General features: G+C 37.0%; 17 protein-coding genes and 1 tRNA gene. 5 read left to right on the plus strand and 13 right to left on the minus strand.

Annotated features, from left to right (window positions below):
- Positions 1-110: 110 nt before the first annotated feature.
- A complete protein-coding gene (gene purF / locus STA7437_RS15450) occupies positions 111-1,610 on the minus strand; it encodes an amidophosphoribosyltransferase (protein WP_015194321.1) in 1,500 nt (499 codons plus the stop codon).
- A 208-nt stretch (positions 1,611-1,818) separates the two neighbouring features.
- On the minus strand, positions 1,819-4,155 hold the full coding sequence (gene purL / locus STA7437_RS15455) for a phosphoribosylformylglycinamidine synthase subunit PurL (protein WP_015194322.1): 2,337 nt from the start codon (positions 4,153-4,155) through the stop codon (positions 1,819-1,821).
- 166 nt (positions 4,156-4,321) lie between these two features.
- Between purL and STA7437_RS15460 the strand changes: the two genes are divergently transcribed.
- Both STA7437_RS15460 and STA7437_RS15465 read left to right on the plus strand, forming a co-directional pair.
- Positions 4,322-4,618, plus strand: coding sequence for a BrnT family toxin (locus STA7437_RS15460; RefSeq protein ID WP_015194323.1), 297 nt, complete (start codon positions 4,322-4,324; stop codon positions 4,616-4,618).
- On the plus strand, positions 4,618-4,830 hold the full coding sequence (locus STA7437_RS15465) for a hypothetical protein (RefSeq protein WP_015194324.1): 213 nt from the start codon (positions 4,618-4,620) through the stop codon (positions 4,828-4,830). The genes STA7437_RS15460 and STA7437_RS15465 overlap by 1 nt, the downstream gene beginning before the upstream one ends.
- A gap of 58 nt (positions 4,831-4,888) precedes the next feature.
- Here the strand turns inward: STA7437_RS15465 and STA7437_RS15470 are convergent, their stop codons facing one another.
- The gene (locus tag STA7437_RS15470; RefSeq protein ID WP_015194325.1) at positions 4,889-5,470 is read right to left on the minus strand and encodes a Uma2 family endonuclease; all 582 of its coding nucleotides are present in this window, start codon (positions 5,468-5,470) and stop codon (positions 4,889-4,891) included.
- Between the two features lie 189 nt (positions 5,471-5,659).
- Positions 5,660-6,706, minus strand: coding sequence for a UDP-3-O-(3-hydroxymyristoyl)glucosamine N-acyltransferase (gene lpxD / locus STA7437_RS15475; protein ID WP_015194326.1), 1,047 nt, complete (start codon positions 6,704-6,706; stop codon positions 5,660-5,662).
- 138 nt (positions 6,707-6,844) lie between these two features.
- Here lpxD and STA7437_RS15480 point away from each other — a divergent pair, with 138 nt between their 5' ends.
- Positions 6,845-7,456, plus strand: a complete 612-nt coding sequence (locus STA7437_RS15480) for a class I SAM-dependent methyltransferase (protein ID WP_015194327.1) — start codon at positions 6,845-6,847, stop codon at positions 7,454-7,456.
- A gap of 110 nt (positions 7,457-7,566) precedes the next feature.
- The gene (gene ttcA / locus STA7437_RS15485; RefSeq protein ID WP_015194328.1) at positions 7,567-8,376 is read left to right on the plus strand and encodes a tRNA 2-thiocytidine(32) synthetase TtcA; all 810 of its coding nucleotides are present in this window, start codon (positions 7,567-7,569) and stop codon (positions 8,374-8,376) included.
- Between the two features lie 160 nt (positions 8,377-8,536).
- On the opposite strand, the gene STA7437_RS15490 is transcribed toward ttcA, so the two are convergent.
- The 6 genes from STA7437_RS15490 to lipA all read right to left on the minus strand — a co-directional run bounded on the left by STA7437_RS15490 (position 8,537) and on the right by lipA (position 13,440).
- Positions 8,537-9,526, minus strand: coding sequence for a homocysteine S-methyltransferase family protein (locus STA7437_RS15490; RefSeq protein ID WP_015194329.1), 990 nt, complete (start codon positions 9,524-9,526; stop codon positions 8,537-8,539).
- Between the two features lie 112 nt (positions 9,527-9,638).
- A complete protein-coding gene (locus STA7437_RS15495) occupies positions 9,639-9,929 on the minus strand; it encodes a hypothetical protein (protein ID WP_015194330.1) in 291 nt (96 codons plus the stop codon).
- Between the two features lie 26 nt (positions 9,930-9,955).
- Positions 9,956-10,363 carry a DUF29 domain-containing protein gene (locus STA7437_RS15500; RefSeq protein ID WP_015194331.1) on the minus strand — a complete coding sequence of 136 codons (408 nt, stop codon included), beginning with the start codon at positions 10,361-10,363 and terminating at the stop codon, positions 9,956-9,958.
- A gap of 57 nt (positions 10,364-10,420) precedes the next feature.
- Complete coding sequence (gene hppD, locus STA7437_RS15505) at positions 10,421-11,599, minus strand: 4-hydroxyphenylpyruvate dioxygenase (protein ID WP_015194332.1); 1,179 nt, start codon at positions 11,597-11,599, stop codon at positions 10,421-10,423.
- A 37-nt stretch (positions 11,600-11,636) separates the two neighbouring features.
- Entirely contained in the window at positions 11,637-12,497 is an 861-nt protein-coding gene (locus STA7437_RS15510) for a methyltransferase domain-containing protein (RefSeq protein ID WP_015194333.1), read from the minus strand.
- A 70-nt stretch (positions 12,498-12,567) separates the two neighbouring features.
- On the minus strand, positions 12,568-13,440 hold the full coding sequence (lipA, locus tag STA7437_RS15515; protein WP_015194334.1) for a lipoyl synthase: 873 nt from the start codon (positions 13,438-13,440) through the stop codon (positions 12,568-12,570).
- A 106-nt stretch (positions 13,441-13,546) separates the two neighbouring features.
- On the opposite strand from lipA, the gene STA7437_RS15520 reads away from it, so the two are divergent.
- Positions 13,547-13,620, plus strand: a tRNA-Pro gene (locus tag STA7437_RS15520).
- Positions 13,621-14,109: 489 nt separating this feature from the next.
- Here the strand turns inward: STA7437_RS15520 and STA7437_RS15525 are convergent.
- The 3 genes from STA7437_RS15525 to STA7437_RS15535 all read right to left on the minus strand — a co-directional run bounded on the left by STA7437_RS15525 (position 14,110) and on the right by STA7437_RS15535 (position 18,822).
- Positions 14,110-14,289 carry a hypothetical protein gene (locus STA7437_RS15525; protein WP_015193636.1) on the minus strand — a complete coding sequence of 60 codons (180 nt, stop codon included), beginning with the start codon at positions 14,287-14,289 and terminating at the stop codon, positions 14,110-14,112.
- 274 nt (positions 14,290-14,563) lie between these two features.
- A complete protein-coding gene (locus STA7437_RS15530; RefSeq protein ID WP_171815452.1) occupies positions 14,564-16,576 on the minus strand; it encodes a DNA primase family protein in 2,013 nt (670 codons plus the stop codon).
- A 1,202-nt stretch (positions 16,577-17,778) separates the two neighbouring features.
- The gene (locus STA7437_RS15535; protein WP_051036068.1) at positions 17,779-18,822 is read right to left on the minus strand and encodes a hypothetical protein; all 1,044 of its coding nucleotides are present in this window, start codon (positions 18,820-18,822) and stop codon (positions 17,779-17,781) included.
- Positions 18,823-18,894: the final 72 nt, after the last annotated feature.

An 18,894-nucleotide genomic window follows, 5' to 3' on the forward strand; every position in this document is an offset into this window, starting at 1 on the left:
TTCATTAGCTAATTTAACTTCAACTTGGTGAGATTAGTTGTAAATCTTCTTAATTATGTAACGTAAGTAGCAGGAGTATGATTAAATTTACTTCTGCTAACCTTTTTTGTTTAAATCTTCGCGTTTTCCAAAATTAACTTAGAACGTTTAACATCTTCAGGGATTGAGATAGGATAATCGCCTGTAAAACAAGCCGAACAAAAGCTATTAGGATTTTCTCCAGTAACTTTTAACATTCCTTCCCAACTTAAATAAGCTAAAGAATCTACTCCAATTTGTTTTTCAATATCTTTAACCGATTTGGTAGCAGCAATTAATTGATCTTGAGTATCGGTGTCAATGCCATAAAAACAAGGATGAGTCACAGGTGGAGAGGAAATTCGCATATGAACTTCGGTTGCCCCTGCATCTCTTAAAGCTTTGACTATCTTACGGCTAGTTGTACCTCTGACAATCGAATCATCAACAATAATAATTCTTTTCCCTGTTAAAACATCTTTAAGGGTATTGAGTTTCATGCGAATTCCAGACTCTCGCATATGCTGAGTTGGTTGAATAAAGGTACGCCCCACATAACGATTTTTAATCAATCCTTCCCCATAAGCAACCCCAGATTTACGAGAAAAACCGATCGCAGCAGGAACTCCAGAATCGGGTACACCCATTACTAAATCTGCTTCTACATAGGATTCTACTGCTAATTGTTCGCCCAATCGCAAGCGATAACTGTATAATGTCTCATCGTGCATCAAGCTATCAGGACGAGCAAAATAAATCATTTCAAAAATACACAACTTTCTGGATGGTTTTTGCGCCCAATGAAACGAAGCTAGCCCATCTTCTGTGATCCAAACTAATTCTCCTGGCTCGACATCCCGTAAATATTCTGCCCCAATAATATCTAAACCGCAGGTTTCGGAAGCAAGTACATAACGAGTAGTTCCCTCATTGAGAGTACCAATTACTAAAGGTCGAATTCCATTGGGATCTCTGACTCCCATTAATCCTTCAGGAGTACCAATTACTAAACTATACGCCCCAGAACACAACTCAAAAGCACTAATAGCTGCTTTCAACCAATCTTTACCACTATCTACTTCATCCGCGATCGCTAAAGCAATCATTTCTGAGTCAGTAGTAGTATTAAAATTAACTCCTCGTTTGGTTAATTCTTGCCGTAGTTCAAAAGTATTAACTAAATTTCCGTTATGTGCCAAAGCAAGAGTACCTAATCTAGTCTTGGCAAGAGCAGGTTGAGCATTTACTTTGAGACTAGAACCTGTTGTAGAATAGCGGGTATGACCTACAGCTAAAGTTCCTGGTAGCTTGCGTAAAATATCGTTATTAAAGACTTGGGAAACTAAGCCCATATCTTTGTAACAATGTACTTGCTCTCCTGCAAAAGTAGCAATCCCTGCTGATTCTTGACCACGATGTTGTAAGGCATAAAGACCAAAATAAGTCAATTTAGCAACATCTTCTTCTGGTGCATACAATCCAAACACGCCACAAGCTTCTTCTGGTTTGTCTGGTAAGTGGTGAAAATCGTTTTGCTCTTGATAGCTGACGGGATTGCCTTGCTCGGAAGAAAAAGACTGATGAGGCATCATGCGATGATTGCTCCTATGTGCGGTACTAAATAGTTAAACCCGATGGAGAAAACTAGATTGACGAAGTCGAAGCAGACTCTGCCCTGGAAAGGCAGAGTACCTTCGACTGACCCAATCTTATTTTCTGCGATCGGTTTGAAAAAAAACTGAGTTATTTTAATAGCGATCGCGGAATTATTTACCACCAATCGTAAATCCTGCTGAGATATTAGCCTTGTAGCCTGCGTTCGATTGCCTGATGCCAAGCATCAATTACGTTATTAATCTTAACATTAATTAATGATAAATTATTCTTAATCGCAATCTCCAGAGACGATTCTTTTTCTGTAATAATACCGATTTTCTGCCACTTATCACCTAGATTTGTTTGCAGATAAGCTTCCCAACTTGAAATCACATTAGGATTGACAGAAACAATAATTCTGCTAGCAGCTTCGCCAAATAAAATTTCATCGAGTCTTAAAGTTTGGTCATTGTCTAAAGTAATTTTTGCGCCAAATTTATTGCTAACACAACATTCTGCCAAAGCCACAGCTAACCCTCCTTCGGCACAGTCATGGGCAGAGTTAATCCAGCCTTGACGAATTCCGTGACGGCAAGTTTCCTGTACTTGCTTTTCTAATTCAAAATCGACTACAGGAGGTTGCCCTGCAACGGTGTTGTGAATGACAGCTAAGTATTCTGAACCACCTAGGGGAGAGGGGGAGAGGGAGAGAGAGGGAGAACCTAATAAATAGATAATATCTCCCTCATTTTGCCAAGATTGTCCACAGATTTTGGTTAGATCAGATATTAAACCCACCATTCCGATTACAGGGGTAGGATAAATAGGTTGGGGATTGCCCTTAGAATCTACCGTTTCGTTATAGAGAGAAACATTACCACCAGTAACAGGAGTCGATAATTCTCGACAAGCATCAGCCAAACCACGACAAGCTTCTGCTAGTTGCCAATATCCAATCGGTTTTTCAGGACTACCAAAGTTAAGATTATCGGTAATGGCTAAAGGTTCAGCCCCAACACAACTTAAATTACGGGCAGCTTCAGCCACGGCAGCTTTTGCGCCTTCGTAAGGATTGAGATAGACATAACGGGGATTACAATCGGTTGTAGCAGCCACACCAATATTACAATCACTAGGTTTAGCATTAATTGGTCGGACTCGAATTACGGCTGCGTCTGCACCACCGGGTAACAGGATAGTATTATTTTGTACTTGATGATCGTATTGTCGATAAATCCAATGTTTGGAAGCAATGGTAGGACTATCTAATAACTGTAATAAAATTTCGTTCCAAGTTTTATATACTCCATCGACAAATAGCCCTTCATAATCACAGCCTGGTAAAGAATCTGAACTCCATTGCCAAGCTTTTTGAGCATATTCAGGAGGTTCTTTTAATAATTCTCGCTGATAAATCGGGGTATTGTCTGCTAAAGCTGTAGCAGGAATTTCGGCTGCAATTTCTCCTTGAAATAAAATTCTGACGATAGATTCTGGGATTACTTCCCCTGCAACTACTGCTTGGAGTCCCCAACGATGGAAAATATCAATTAATTCCTGTTCTCTTCCTTTTGCAGCAACAAATAACATCCTTTCTTGGGATTCAGATAGTAAATATTCATAAGGAATCATCCCTGTCTCCCGTACAGGAATTTTATCCAAATCTAATTCAATCCCTACTCCACCTTTAGCTGCCATTTCCGAAGTCGAACAGGTAATTCCTGCTGCCCCCATATCTTGGGCTGCTACTACTGCACCAGTTTTAAAGGCTTCCAAACAAGCTTCAATCAGAGATTTTTCTAGGAAAGGATCGCCCACTTGTACCGCAGGGCGGTCATCCATAGATTCATCGGTTAATTCGGCACTAGCAAAACTAGCACCTCCCATCCCATCTCTACCTGTAGTAGAACCCACGTATAGTACTGGATTACCAATACCTGATGCACCAGCTTTAACAATCTCATCTGTTTCCATCAATCCTAGTGCCATCGCATTGACTAAAGGATTGCCAGTATAGGCGGGATCGAAATAAACTTCACCACCGACGGTGGGTACGCCTACGCAATTACCATAGTGAGAAATACCTTCAACTACACCTTGAAATATGCGTCTGGTTCTGGCATCCTCCAAATTACCAAAGCGAAGAGAATTGAGAATTGCGATCGGACGCGCACCCATAGTAAAGATATCACGAAGAATACCCCCTACTCCTGTAGCTGCACCCTGAAATGGTTCGACGGCAGATGGATGATTATGAGATTCGATCTTAAAAGCAAGTCTTAAACCATTACCCAAGTCTACTACACCCGCATTTTCTCCTGGGCCAACTAAGATACGTTTACCTTCTGTGGGAAACTGTTTTAATAGCGGTCGAGAGTTTTTATAGCAACAGTGTTCTGACCACATTACACCAAACATTCCTAACTCAGCTTGATTGGGATGACGACCTAATCGATTGACAATTTCCTGGTATTCTTCTGGTTTGATACCTTCAGCAGCAATTTCTTCAGGGGAAAAAGGAGTAGAGGATATTTCAGACATAGCAACCCGTTAGACAAACAGCACAGGGTTAATTGTATCTATTCTTGTCTCTTTGAGGAATTTTTTTGTAATGACTAAAGAAGGAAAAATATTTTTGTTTTTTTTTAATCAATTTATCTCTTGCTTATAATACAAGCTGTTCAAGTTTAAATTACTTTAAAATCATTTGCGTTATCAATTTGACTGGAATCCTCAAAAAGAACAACAAAATATTCGCAAACATGGCATCAGCTTTCGTCAAGCAGCAACTATTTTTCGCGATCCAAACCAATTATCTATTTACGATCAAGCTCATAGCAAATATGAAGACCGTTGGATTACTATAGGATTAGACAATACTGGTGTTTTGCGAGTTGTCGTCCATACCTTCGAGGAAATCGATAAGTTTTCTTGTAAAATTCGGATAATTTCAGCGCGGAAAGCTACCAATAACGAAGCTAGACAATATCAAAAGGATCACTAATGAAAACAGAATATGATTTTTCTGGTGGAGAAAGAGGTAAATTTTATCAGTCTGATGCTACTTTTAGTTTTCCAATTTATCTTGAATCAGATCTTGGTGATTTTCTTAATAAATTGGCTGAAGAAAAAAATATTGATGTTCAAGTGTTAGTTAATGAATTTTTGAGAAATAATCTTGAGTTGATTAAAGCTACTGCTTTGTCAATTAATTAATGATGAGTAATATTTCTCCAGACTCTTCTATTATTAGACAATAAAAAAATCATTATTATTATTCTTCATTAAAATCAACTCTTTCATAAATATCTTGAAGCGAAATTTCAAAATTTAAAGATGTAAAAGCTAACATATCAGCTTCATTTTCATATTCAGTCAACAACCATTTATTATCTTCAGTTTTAGAAAACTGTTCGACAAAAAAACTATATTGATCGATTAAAATATATTCTTTAAAAGAAGGCAGCGATCGATAATAACGAAATTTTTTTCCTTTGTCGTAACTGCTGGTAGATGAAGATAAGACTTCAATAATGATCAAAGGATTAATGACAGTTGTTGTTCCTTTTCCTTCATAAACTGCTTTACCTTCAATAATCATGATATCGGGATAAGTATAGATATTGTAGTGAGGTATCCATAAACGAACATCACCGATAAATATTTCATAATTATTTTCTTTAAAAGCAACTCTAAAGTTAACGTATATATTACCAGCAATTTTATTATGATTAGTTGTGCCACCTGCCATCGGTATAATTTCCCCATCCCGATATTCGCTTTTATATTCAGCCTTTTCTTCTAAAATTAAATACTCTTCTATAGTGTATTTTGGGGGTTCGATTTGGGTTACCATAGCTGTCGATTTTGTAGATGTATATTCATCGTATCGATTTTGAAAAAATTGTGATTACTTATTTAGTAATTGCTATTTATCTAGTTAAAGATAAACTTGCTATAGTTGTAAATTAATCATTTGGGATAGGCAGGAGGCAAGAGAATTTTTATAAATCATTTCTGATTGCTATATTAACTCTCAACAAAACTATTTTTCTGCTAAATATTGTTTAACTTGCTTAAAAGTTTCATAAATCTCTGGTAATTTCCGATAAATAACCGAAGCTTTGCGATATAAACGATTAGAGACATGAGGAGTTCCAGAAACCATTTCTCCTGGCGGTACACTATTAGTAATTCCGCTTTGGGCGGTAGCAATGACACCATCACCGATGTGAACGTGATTAGTTATACCTACTTGTCCTCCGAGCATAACGCGATCGCCTACTGTAACACCTCCAGCTAAGGCTACTTGTCCCGCCATGACACAGTTTGAGCCAATTTTACAGCCATGACCGATATGTACCATATTATCTAGTTTAGTATTGCGTCCGATTCTGGTTTCTCCGACCGCAGGACGATCTACAGTGCTATTACAACCAATTTCTACTCCATCTTCGAGGACAACATAACCAGATTGTTCCATTTTGAACCATCCTTCAGGAGTAGGCACAAAACCAAAACCTTCACCTCCAATGACTGCACCACTATGAATCACGCAATTGGCTCCGATTTTAGTTCGTTCTTGAATGGTACAATTAGCGTGTAGGGTGGTATTTTCGCCGATTTCTACTTCGGGATAAAGTACTACATGAGGATGGATAATAGCACGATCGCTAATTTTAACTTCTTTTTGCACTACGGCATAAGCACCAATCGAAACATTTTTACCAATTACTGCACTAGGCGCAATCATTGCAGTAGGATGAATACCAGGATTAGGTTGATAGGGTTGATAAAATAAAGCGATCGCTTTAGCAAAAGCTAATCTAGGTTCTTTAGTCGCAATCCAAGCAATACCTCTTTGAGTCGCTTTCGCTTGTAAAGTTTCATCATTAGGTAAAATTAAGGCACTAGCTTCGGTTTTCTCAACCATACTGGCAAATCTTGCCCCTTCGATATAACTAAGATTACCAGTGGTTGCCAAATCTATCGCAGCTAATGAACTAATTTCGGGATTGAGATTCTGGTTACAATTAAAACTATTCAAGGCTGCTATGTCACCGAGTTGAGCGATAATTTCTTTAAATTCCATTGCTATGCCTTCGGAAAAATTATGCCTTTTTATTTTGCTCTAAAATAAACTAATAAGGTTAATTTAAACTTAAATTTAAAGATTAATTAATTTGATTTAAATTAACTAGATCGTAATTAATGATTAAAAACAAATATTATGGGCTTTTATTCTAATTTTATTTTTCCTTGGTGTCTTGACTGGTCGATGTCTAGTCCGATTATTAGTAAGTATCGAAAAGAAATTTTAGGTGATGTATCGGGCGAGGTATTAGAAATAGGCTTTGGGACAGGATTAAATTTAGCTTATTATCCAGAAAACGTTCAAAAAATCACTACTGTAGATCCTAATCTAGGCGTTAATAAATTGGCTCAAAAAAGAATTAATAATTCTGAAATATCGGTAGATAATTTGGCTTTAAGTGGCGAAAATTTACCGATGGAAGATCGAAGTTTTGATAGTGTAGTTAGTACTTGGACGTTGTGTAGTATTGCTGATATTGATCGCGCTATTTCCGAAATTTATCGGGTTTTAAAACCAGGAGGCAAATTCTTTTTTATCGAACATGGTTTAAGTGATGAAACTCCAATTCAAGTTTGGCAAAATCGTTTAAACCCAATTCAAAATATAATTGGTGATGGTTGTAATCTCAATCGGAATATCGAAGCAATTATTGCAAAAAAATTTGATAATCTAAGAGTTAAACAATTTTACGAACCAAAATACCCTAAAGTACTAGGTTATATGTATCAAGGAGTAGCAATTAAGTAAAAAGTAAAAAGTAAAAAGTAAAAAGGCAAAAGAAAGAATATTTATTTTTGTTCCCTGTTCTCTAATAATTAAAACTGGTAACTGATAACTGATGACTGATAACTGATTAAATGGAAGCAATTAAAGAACGTACCTCAAAAAATTTCAAAAAACTCAAAGCACGTCTGCGAGGATTAGTAGGAAAAGCTATCTGTGACTATGATATGATCGAAGATGGCGATCGCGTTATGGTTTGTTTGTCTGGTGGCAAAGATTCCTATACTATGTTAGATCTACTGATGAGTCTTCAGCGTAAAGCGTTAGTTGAGTTTGAGCTTTTAGCAGTCAATCTCGATCAAAAACAACCTGGTTTCCCTCCCCATATTTTGCCAAAATACTTACAATCTTTAGGTGTTCCTTATCGGATTGTTGAAGAAGATACCTATAGTATTGTGCAGCGAGTCATTCCCGAAGGTAAAACAATGTGTAGTTTATGTTCTCGTTTACGAAGAGGAATTCTTTATCGAGTAGCGAGTGAAGAAGGTGCAACCAAGATTGCTTTAGGACATCATCGGGAAGACATTGTCGAAACTTTATTTCTAAATATGTTTCATGGTGGAACACTCAAAGCTATGCCACCTAAACTTTTAACTGACGATCAAAAACATATCGTAATTCGTCCTTTGGCTTATTGTCCAGAAAAAGAGATTCAGCGTTATGCTAATGCTAGGGATTTTCCGATTATCCCTTGTAATTTGTGTGGTTCACAAGAAAATCTTCAACGCGTACAAATTAAACAGATGTTACAAAGTTGGGAAAGAGAAAACCCAGGTAGAATTGAGAGTCTGTTTCGCAGTATTCAAAATGTCGCGCCTTCTCAATTAGCAGATACGGAATTATTTGATTTTACTAATCTTAAGACTGATTCGTCTAATTTATAAAGTTTAAAGTTCTCAATTTTTAGAGATATACTCAAATCCTTGATTTTTGTTAATGGTTGATTTTATGTCCACAGCCTTTACACAGATGGAGTTATCGGTTGGTAGTGTTTTCTGGCGAGGTTAATAGTTGATACTTAATAGTTAATTGGTAACTTGCTACTTAAGCAACTTGATAACCTGAAGGATAAGAGGTTGTATTAGTCAAAAATAGAGGTAGAGAAGCTTTGCAAATCTCTTCTACGTGCCGAATATCAGTACCACAGCAACCACCAAGCACATTTAAATTTGGTAGTTTGCTTTTCAATTGTCGATATTGAACAGCAAGTTCTATCGGGTTGCCATCATCTAATTCTTCCGCTTCATCAAGTTCAGCATGACTTTTAATCGAAGCGTTTGCTCTAAGTCCCCGAATTCTCTCTAACCAAGCTTCGCTATTAGTGAAGACATTAACAAAATGGGTAGGATGAGCGCAATTAATCATGTAGTAAAGAGGTGCATTTTTTGTAGCACGATCTACTTGTTCAATTGCATCCTTCAATGATTGTCCCGTAGGCAAAAAACCATCAGTTTCCACAGTAAAAGAGATCACCACTGGTATGTCTGCATTTACCGCAGCTTTCGTAATACCAATTGCTTCTTCTACATAAGTCATAGTCATAGCTGTAACCAAATCTACTTGACTTTCGACAAATGTTTTAATCTGCGCTGAATGATAGTTTTCTGCTTCAGCTTCGTTCATCAATTCAGCAGGATTATAACCATCTCCCCTAGGTCCAATGCAACCACTAATAACCATCGGTGTGTTATCGTTTTCATATTCGTCGCGAATCTCCTCAAGTAATGCGATCGCATGGCGATTGAGAGCAGCAATTGCTGCGGTTGAATATCCCAATTTGTTTCCCCAATCCTGACTAGCTCGCCAGGTTGCACTTTCTAGAATAAAACCTACCTGATATTTTTGGGCAAGTTGAGCATAGGTACGAAAGTATTTGTGCAGTGCTTCGTATCCTAAAGCGTTATTTAATAAATCAAATGCTGCAAAGTAAGGTAAATTTAATCCTTCGTGAAAAATCAGAGTTGTTTCAATTCCACCGTCAGTAAGAAACAAATGATTAGAAAGTTGAGGTAAATTCTGGTGATATTTTCCCATGCCTATTCTCCAAAAATCTTGTCAATTAATCCTGATAATTTTTGAATTTAAAAGGCGATCGGGAATAACTAGAGATTAATCTAAAATTATGGCTAGGGTAAAAAAATTTTGCTCAAAAATTAATTTGCTTGACGGGTTTAAGGATTGGGCATCCAGCCAAACAGTTTATTGCACCACCTAAAATCACCAAAATCAACCCAACTAAAACGCCACGGTTGGTAAATTCTTGATTAGATATTCGCTTATCGAGTTGATCTACCTTTATGTCTAATGCTTTAAGATCACCTTTTACTTCTTCTAAACTTACTTTTAAATCAGAAATTTCTTTTAATATTTCTTTTTGTCCAGATTGTAAGTCTTTAAGTATTTCAGCGATATCAACTTCAATGATTGGATTAGTCATGATTGTTATCCTCTGTTTAAATTTGTTTATTCTTTCAGCACATCCTCTAGTTTTAAATCAATATTATCGGGCAAATCTGTTAGTTGAGAAACTGATTGTGATGCAACAATTTTTGCTTCTTCAAAATATCCTTCTAAATGTTTTTTTAAACTAGGAGATTCTTTTAATCTTTTTAAAATTTGATAGCGAAAATTCACAATTTCACTTTTCCAATGATTTCCGCATCTATCTTTTTCTTCTTGCCAATATTGAAGTTTTAATAAATGTTCTAAAAGTCTCACAAGCAAACTTTCAACTGCTCGTTTTTGACTTTTACCCAGATCCTCAATCTCTTCAATTAAGTTATCCCAATCTATAGAAGCGAACATTTTTTGTTTTAATAAAATCGCTGTCATTTCCAGCCAAGCAGCGTAATCTTGATTGTAATTAATCATAATAAAACTTCTGCGGAGCTAATTAATAACAAATATAAACAACCAAAGACTTATGAATCAAGAATTTGCAACAATTTTTTTCAATCTGCCATGTTCAACATCTTTCCATCCGCGCATTTCTTTTTTTAATTGTTCTCTTTCTACTGCTTCAAACAATGCCTGAAAATTACCTTCTCCGAAACCTTTAGCTTGTTTTCTCCTCTCAATTAATTCCAAAAAGAAAGTAGGTTTTTCAAAAATTGGTTCAGTAAAAATTTGCATTAATAATGAGTTTGGTTCTGTTTGATTCCAATCAATTAAAATCTGTTCATTTTTAATTTTTTCCCATTCCTGAGTTGTTAGAGGAAGAGTTCCGTCATTTTGAAAACGCTGTTGTAATTGAGTATAGTAAGTTTGAGGAATAGGTAAAAAAGATACATCTCCAAAACGCATTTGTGCTACTGTCTCGATAATATTATGCGATCGCAAGGCGATGTGTTGAATACCTGCACCTCGATGATGATCTAAAAATTCTTGAATTTGGGAGTCTGTTGAAGTGGGTTCGTTGAGATTAAGTTGCACTTTACCACTCGGATCGACTAAAGCTTGACTATACAATCCGGATCGTTTGGTTTTAATATTAAATGTTTGCTGAATCTGGAAACCAAAAATAGTTTTGTACCAAGAGGTTGCTTGTCGTAATTTTCCTACAGGGACATTTAAAACGACATGATCGATCGCAATAATTGATTTGTTTGAATTAATGATTGAATGAGGATGGGCAGAAGTAGTTACTTGACTATTCTGGTTGTTTGGTAACAAGTAACAAAATAAAGATTGAATATCTTGATGATTGAGCGAACTAGATATAGCATTTTCAATTAAAGTGTGTTCTAGAGAATTCCAACCCGTAATTTTAGCCCATTTTAAGTTTCCTTGTGGTAATTGACACTGTTGAAGAGGTTCTAATATTTTACAGCCTACGGATAAAGCTTGAGAGATAGTAGTTTCGAGATTATTAACTTGAAAAGCAATATCACTAACTCCAGGGGAATAAGAATTTAAATAATGAGCGACGGGACTAGAATCTTTGAGAGGTGAAGAAAAGACTAAAAAAACTGATTTATTAGCGATCGCTTTAGTGTAAGTATGATCATTAGTACTTGTGGTAATTTCCTGAAATCCTAGGTTACGAATAAACCAGTTGCTTGTTTGTACTGCGTCTTTAACGGAGAAATGTACATGGTCTATTTGCATAAAACTAATAATAACGTAGCTATTTATACGTAACTATTTACTTAGTAGCACAGATCAAACCAAAGCGAATCAGTCCTCTGTTATACCCTTGACTCATTAAATTAAGAGATAATGCTGCTTCAATAGTTTGCCAACCAGCCTTAATTAAACCTACAACTGCTTGAGGAGTAAAGGCTGAATCAATTACTACATCCCAAAAAGGAGCAACTGCCATTGACCAATCATCGGCGCGAAGATTTTGAAAACCACACTCAAGAGCGATCGCTCTATATTCCGAGAGAGAAATTACATAGGGTAAGCAATAAACTCGATAAATTTCCTGAAGATGTTTGACTTCCTCGGCGGTTAATTCTCCAGCCAAAGAAGTTGTCTCCCGATGACACCAAGTTGCCAAAATCAACTTTCCACCTGGTTGTAGTACGCGGTAACATTCCTGTAAAAATTTAGTCTTATCAGGCATATGTTCGCCACTTTCTAAAGACCAAACTAAATCAAAGCTATGATCGGCAAAAGGCATCTCTAAAGCATCAGCAACTTGAAACTGCACTTGATTTTCCAACCCAGCCGACTTTGTCCTCGCTGTAGCACGAGAAACTTGGACAGGAGATAAACTAATTCCCGTAGCCTTGCTACCAAATTTTTGAGCTAAATATAAAGTACTTCCCCCGATTCCACAACCAACATCAATGATATTTTGGGGTTTGTTATCTGCATCCTTAAAACCAGCCCAAAGCAATAATTCTTCGATCAGATCGATCTGTGCCTGACGACGATCCATTTTATAGTTACCAGTTCGACCATAGTAACCATGATGCATATGTTCGCCCCAAATTTCTTCCCACAAGCCACTGGAAGCATCATAAAATTCTTGAATTTGCTGTTGAAGGTTTTTGGTCATGAACTTTGTTTCTTCTTTCCCTACTTACTTAGGAATTTAACTTGTTTTAATTACTTAAGACAAATTAACCTTATTTACGAGGATAAAGCTTCATTAACTGCTGCACCTGTTCAGCATGATAAGAACTACGAGTTAAAGGACTAGAAACCACTTGTAAAAAACCAAGCGACTCTCCAAATTCTTGCCAAGCTTGAAATTGTTCAGGCGTAATAAATTCTTGTACTCCTAAATGTTTTTGAGTAGGTTGAAGATATTGTCCAATCGTCAAGATATCACAATCGACTTGACGCAAATCTTCCATAACTGTTTTTACTTCCGCATCAGTTTCCCCCAAACCTACCATAATGCCAGACTTAGTATAAAGCCAAGGAGCAAGTTCGCGCGCACGTCTTAACAACTCTAGCGATCGCTGATAATCTCCTTGGGGACGGGTACGACGATATAATCTAGGAACAGTCTCCGTATTGTGATTGAGAACTTCAGGTTGAGCTTGAATAATTATTTTGAGAGCATCCCAATTACCACACAAGTCAGGAATTAATACTTCTATGGTGGTATGAGGAGAAACTTGGCGTACTTCTGTTATACAACGGACAAATTGATTAGCACCACCATCAGGCAAGTCATCCCGATTAACCGAAGTAATGACTACATGATTTAGCCGAAGACGACGAACAGCTTCAGCTAATCGCCAGGGTTCAGTCGGATCGAGAGCTTGAGGTTTTTTCTCAAAATCTATATCGCAATAGGGACAAGCACGAGTACAAGCAGGGCCCATAATTAAAAAAGTGGCTGTTCCCGCATTAAAACATTCGCCAATATTAGGGCAAGAAGCTTCTTCGCAAACCGTATTTAATTCTAAATCTCTTAAAATTTCTTTAACGCTACCAACACGCTGCCATTGTGGTGCTTTAACTCGCAACCAATCTGGTTTTACCGTCACTCCCAATTGCTCCCTAAATAGTAAATTAGAACTTTCATTTATAGTATCAAGGATATTACTGATTCTAAATTAGACGTGATACCATAGATTGGTTACTCATTGTTAACGGGATGTAGCGCAGCTTGGTAGCGCACCGCTTTCGGGAGGCGGGGGCCGCAGGTTCAAATCCTGTCATCCCGATTTATTACAGCAACTTGCGTGATGCCAGTTTCTCTCAGCGTCCTACCTTCTCCCTCTCGCTCTTTTACTCATTTCTTACTCACTTATCCCTCAATTTACCCCAACAGAGCGAGTAAAAACAGAGGGTAAACAACAGTTCTTTATATAGTGACTATCACCAAATCTGAGAACATAAGCAGGTCATTCTGTCAAATAGAGTAAGTAGAGTACTTCAAGGGTAAAATCAGTCGTCATTTCGACTGGAACTACTGATTGATAAGTTTGGCAAATTAGCTTCTCAAAAAGTGAAATAAATTAAGTTTCACCTGCCTAAAAATCGATTTAAACTGCAAATCGTGAAAGGTTTGAAATAGTGGCTTACAAAAACTGTAGTATTTTGTATAGCGTTGTAGTATGCAGTTTTGAGATTGAACTAATCAAATTTTGCGATTTTAGGCAGGTATAGTACAAAAATACGGATATAAGTAAAGCTAATTATTCTTGCTCACATCACTCCTGTAGCAAGCGATCGTAAACAACTAGTAGGTGCTGGCAAGTAAGGTAAATTAAGTCGTTAGGACTAAAGCTACTATCCTGTTCTAGTTCTACATCTTCGAGCAAAGCGATTTCTGACTCAATAGCATCTTTAGCTTGTTCAAGTGCAATTAAATAGTTACCTATATTATCCATATAACCAACCAAAGCAGTACAGATACATCACTCCCACCGAATACGAGATTATATTAGCTCCCTTGTTCCCGTCCAGAGTTACTTCGTAAATACTACGTATCAAGCTCTTGACACTCACTTCGGTCACATAATCTCTCTTTTTTTGGCGGTGGGGGATGTTTTTATTTTCAGGACAAAGGAAAGAAAGCTACTCAAGGGTAAGTATATGGTAAAATATTGCAAGGTTTAGAGTAGCTCTTCATTTTTATTGGTACTCCTTGTTTAGCTTACGAACTCAACCATCCACCTTCTCTAATTGATGAGCTTCAAGAAGGTGTTGTGAACCCGAAGGTAGTACTACTGAGTACATTACTCGTTCAACGCTCTCCATAAAATCTAGACCGCCTATCTTTGCTATTTCATCAGGTTCAATCCATCTCTTTCTCCACTCTGGTAAAGATGAGTGTATAATCCTTACCTTATCTCCCACTTTGAAACTATCGGAGTCAACTTGACGAGTTGATTCTATCGATGTAACTACATCAGTATTCTCTTGTAACTCAGAAGTATTTATTTCATCCCTAACAGAAGAAGTGAACACGTGATGTAGACTGGGTGTAGAATCAGGTGTAGACTTACAAGTCTCTCCCTGTATAGGTTGTGTAGACTGTGTATAGTTTTGAGGTAAACTTTTTTCTAATGAGGAGCAATTTTGTTTTTCTACTAAACCTTTTTTATTTGATAAGTCTACATAGTCTACACTATCCTGATTTGGTAAGGGTTTCAACCCTACACTCCAGTCTACATCCTGTAGACCTAAGTATGCATTTTGCTCTAACTGAGTTTTAATTTTAAGACCTCGTATTTTCTGTCCTTGACTATCTCTTTTTCGTTCAATATTCCAATCTAGTTCGCTACAAAGTTTGTCTATCTCAGTAGAAAATTTAGTTACAGACACAGGATGCAAGTTATTTGTTTGACAATAACGAAGATAGTTAGGATACAGCCGATCTGTAGCACTATTGTTGTTGCCAACATAAGCTTCAGCATTCGGATCATAACTGATACATTCATCAATCCAAGCAGCAACAGAATCCCTCTGACATTTCTGCTGCCAGAGATAATTCTCTGCTTCAGAGTTACTACCTTTACCAGCATTGTTAATTAACTCAGCTACCCTTCCATCACTCATGGAAAGAGCTAAATTAATAATCATGTCTATTTCTTTTTCAAGCAAAGTTTCAATTTGGTTATTTCTTTGATGAGTAGGAATTGAACTAAGGAAAGCTATTAAACAGATTCTTCTAATAATTCCTTGAGTATCACCACTAAAAACATCACTATTACTACCAATAACTAAAGAACCATCAAATTTAGCACTAGCAGGGTCTTTATACTTTTGTTCATAGGAAATACTATCTCCACCAGTCATTGCTTTTAAGTTGCCATAATCCCCAAATTGCTTATCTTCATCTGGACAAAGAACTAATTGTTTATCAATAATTTTGGCAAGTTCATATTTGTTAGTTAATCCTTTCAAAGTAGTAGATTCATGATTGGTTTTGCCTACAATTTTTTCCAATAATCTCATCAATGTTCCTTTCCCAGAACCAGGTTGTCCTATTAAATAAATAAACTTTTGAAATTCACTAAGTTTATAGGTAAGGATGGAATTAATTACAGCTAAAAATAATTCGACTTGTTCAACCTTATTTTGTTGAACTGTTAGCACAAACCGATAAAAGTTTGGAGCGTATTTTTGGGTGCATTCAATTAAGTTTTTTGAGTCAATCTTCCAGTCACTATAGTGATGTTCTAAACAACTAGTAAAGCCATATCCAGGTTGATGTAAAGATAGTTTTCCTCTTTTTAGGTCTAAAACACCATTATTAAAATTAATATATTGTTTAGGATTAGATGTTTGCCATTCTGCTTTTAAAAGTTTGGTTTTTAGCAGTTCTATTGTTTCCTCTATAAAACGATTATTTTTATATTCAACTCCTAAAGCATCTATTTCAGCTAAGATAAGCTGCTTAAAGGCTAAATCATCTATTTTTTCCCAGTATTTACCATTCCAGAATCGCCAGACTTTTTGCTCATTATGATAAGCATATTCAACTCGATGTTTTCCTGCTAAAAAGCCTGAAACTTCTTGAGGAGTAGTGAGGAGAAATTTGTGGTCTAATTCTGTCTGATAAGGAGTAAGAGAACCAATATCTTTTTTGGAGTTAACTTGACTATTATGGTGATTATAACCATAATTAGGAGAGCAGGTTGAGCCATTGCTCAGATTAAAATTTTGATTCATATTTAAACAAAATGATTGATTTTTTGCGAGGGTGATCCACCGAGGAGTGAACGACTCTCGCTTTTTTATAGCATAATCTTCTTGAAGATAGTAAATAAAAATGATATAATAATGAGTTTTACTTAAATTATCACGGAGCATTAAAACTTGCCACCATAGCTGCACAACAAGCATTATTTAACTGACGGATACTTTAAGTTTCCTATATCATTTGGCATCAACTGAAAACTCTTTGTTAAACTTCGGGCTACGGCTAAACCTCTAAGGTTTGTATGTCGTCGTTAAGTCGTCGTGTGAATAACTTGTACTCTGTCCCGAAGGGTCTAGACTTTCCAAATATCTACAACTTACAAACAAGAAAGGAAAACACTCATACTCTTTTCTCTAGCCTCTAGAGGTTGTGGTTAAACTCGCAGCTTTTCTTTCTAGGAAAGGCTAGACCTTGTGGAAAAGATTATGTCTCTATGTAATCGTTGTAGTCAAGCTACCAAGCTAAAAACAACCAACAGAACTTCGTACCCCAAGGTCTATAAACCTTCCTTGAGAACGGAGATGTATGCTCATCCTACGCAAGGTCTAGAGTTTCCGACTAAGCGACTAAGTGGAAATCACTATAGTGTTCCTAAGAGAACCCCTAAAGATTTAGATCAACGCTTTATGACGCGATTATTTTCCGAAGGTCAATGACTTTGTACGCAGACGTTAAGAAAAAAAATGCCTGTTAGGGTAGTATACACAAATATCAGGCTCAGATTGAAGAAGCTTTTGTTGGACACCTCTCGTTTCACTGGGAGGGTGTTGTAAATTCGGTTGGGGCAAGGAATAGAGTCAAATATGTCTTGCTCTCATGAGTTTTATCTAGAGTCTGGGTGAGGGCATAGGGTAAGATATTGCAAGATATTGACCTACGCTTACATCGCCAGCTAAATCTACCCAATCTGATGCTTCGATGACCATGTACTCGTTATTATCTGTTCCCAGGATTTCCACCACCCTCAAACACTGATTCTTTCATTAACCACTTTGATTTAAATAATGCTAAATCTGCGGTTATGGGAACGTTCTCAGGAAGCTTAAAAAGTTGACTAGCTGTTCATCTGAAAGTAACTGTATAGAGCTTTTACCGTAAGCATACTCAATGTAAGCATCAGCTTTTTGAAGAGTCCATTCTATGTGCTTAAGCTTTCCGTTGATTTCAGCTATTACGCCCCAGTAGTCAATATCTGGAAGGATAGATTTTGACACTTCATTGCACTTTTTATTTCTAGCAGATCGATAAGATTAGGGTACTTCGGAGGCAGCATTGGTCTAGCTATCCTGTACTTTGTTTTGGTAGTAGTACCGATAGATGTAAATTCCCCTATGACAATCAAGTTATCCGTGTTATCGAGATCGTTTAGTGCAGGAATAACAACCTTATCCTTAGTAGTAAAAGGCTTATCTAGGTTCTGGATAGCAAACACCTCGTGTATCCTCAGCCCGTAGACAACCTGCATTGAAAATGCCCACAGCCAGCGTTTTCTAGTGCTTATATCGGCGTTAGGGTGTAATGACGCTGTTATCCCTAATACTTCGTTTCTCCACCTCAAGAACTCCTCTAGGGTGATGGTCTGTAAATCCAGGAAACTTGTCTGAGTAGTATCTATGTTTTCTAACTCCTCAAGCAAATCGTTTCTTTTGATGACTCTAGCTAGCTTCTTAAGAGCCATAACAACATACTGATAACTCCTACTCCCTTGCTCGTATTGACTAATTAGCCTTGCTATAGGTTGCCAGATGACATTCTCGTTGGTAGGTAAAAGGGAGTAAAACCTACCATATGTACTATTCCAACTTGACACATCACTAGAGTTACCTCTATCCCTCTTTCTTCTTGTTCTACTCGGTCTATTCCAGAAGTCATCCTCTACCTTTGCGATCGCATTACCAAAGGTAAGTAAGTCATTGTTTATCTTGCCTATTTGCTTGATTTCTCTGTCGTACCACTGCCAAAATTCAGTTTCACTAGTAGACTTTAGAGCTTCAGCTACCTTATTCGCCTTACTAAGAGCCTCTACCATCCCATCTAAGGTAAAGGAGCAATTACAACCATGCTGGCTTCTAGAACTTTTCCCTACCTTGAACTGTAAAGCAATAGTTTGATTTTTTCTAGCCATGCTTACGCCTCTAGGAGTTTGCTTCTGATACCTTTCAAAATCCTTGAGTAGAGATTCATACCCTATCTCGTCATTGTACTCTTTACTCACTTTTTACTCACTTTGTTTGAAATTGTTCGTGAGTAAGCGTTTAGAGTTCTTAGAGTACGTTAGTGGAAGTTA

It is taken from the genome of Stanieria cyanosphaera PCC 7437 (genome assembly GCF_000317575.1).
Classification (GTDB): domain Bacteria; phylum Cyanobacteriota; class Cyanobacteriia; order Cyanobacteriales; family Xenococcaceae; genus Stanieria; species Stanieria cyanosphaera.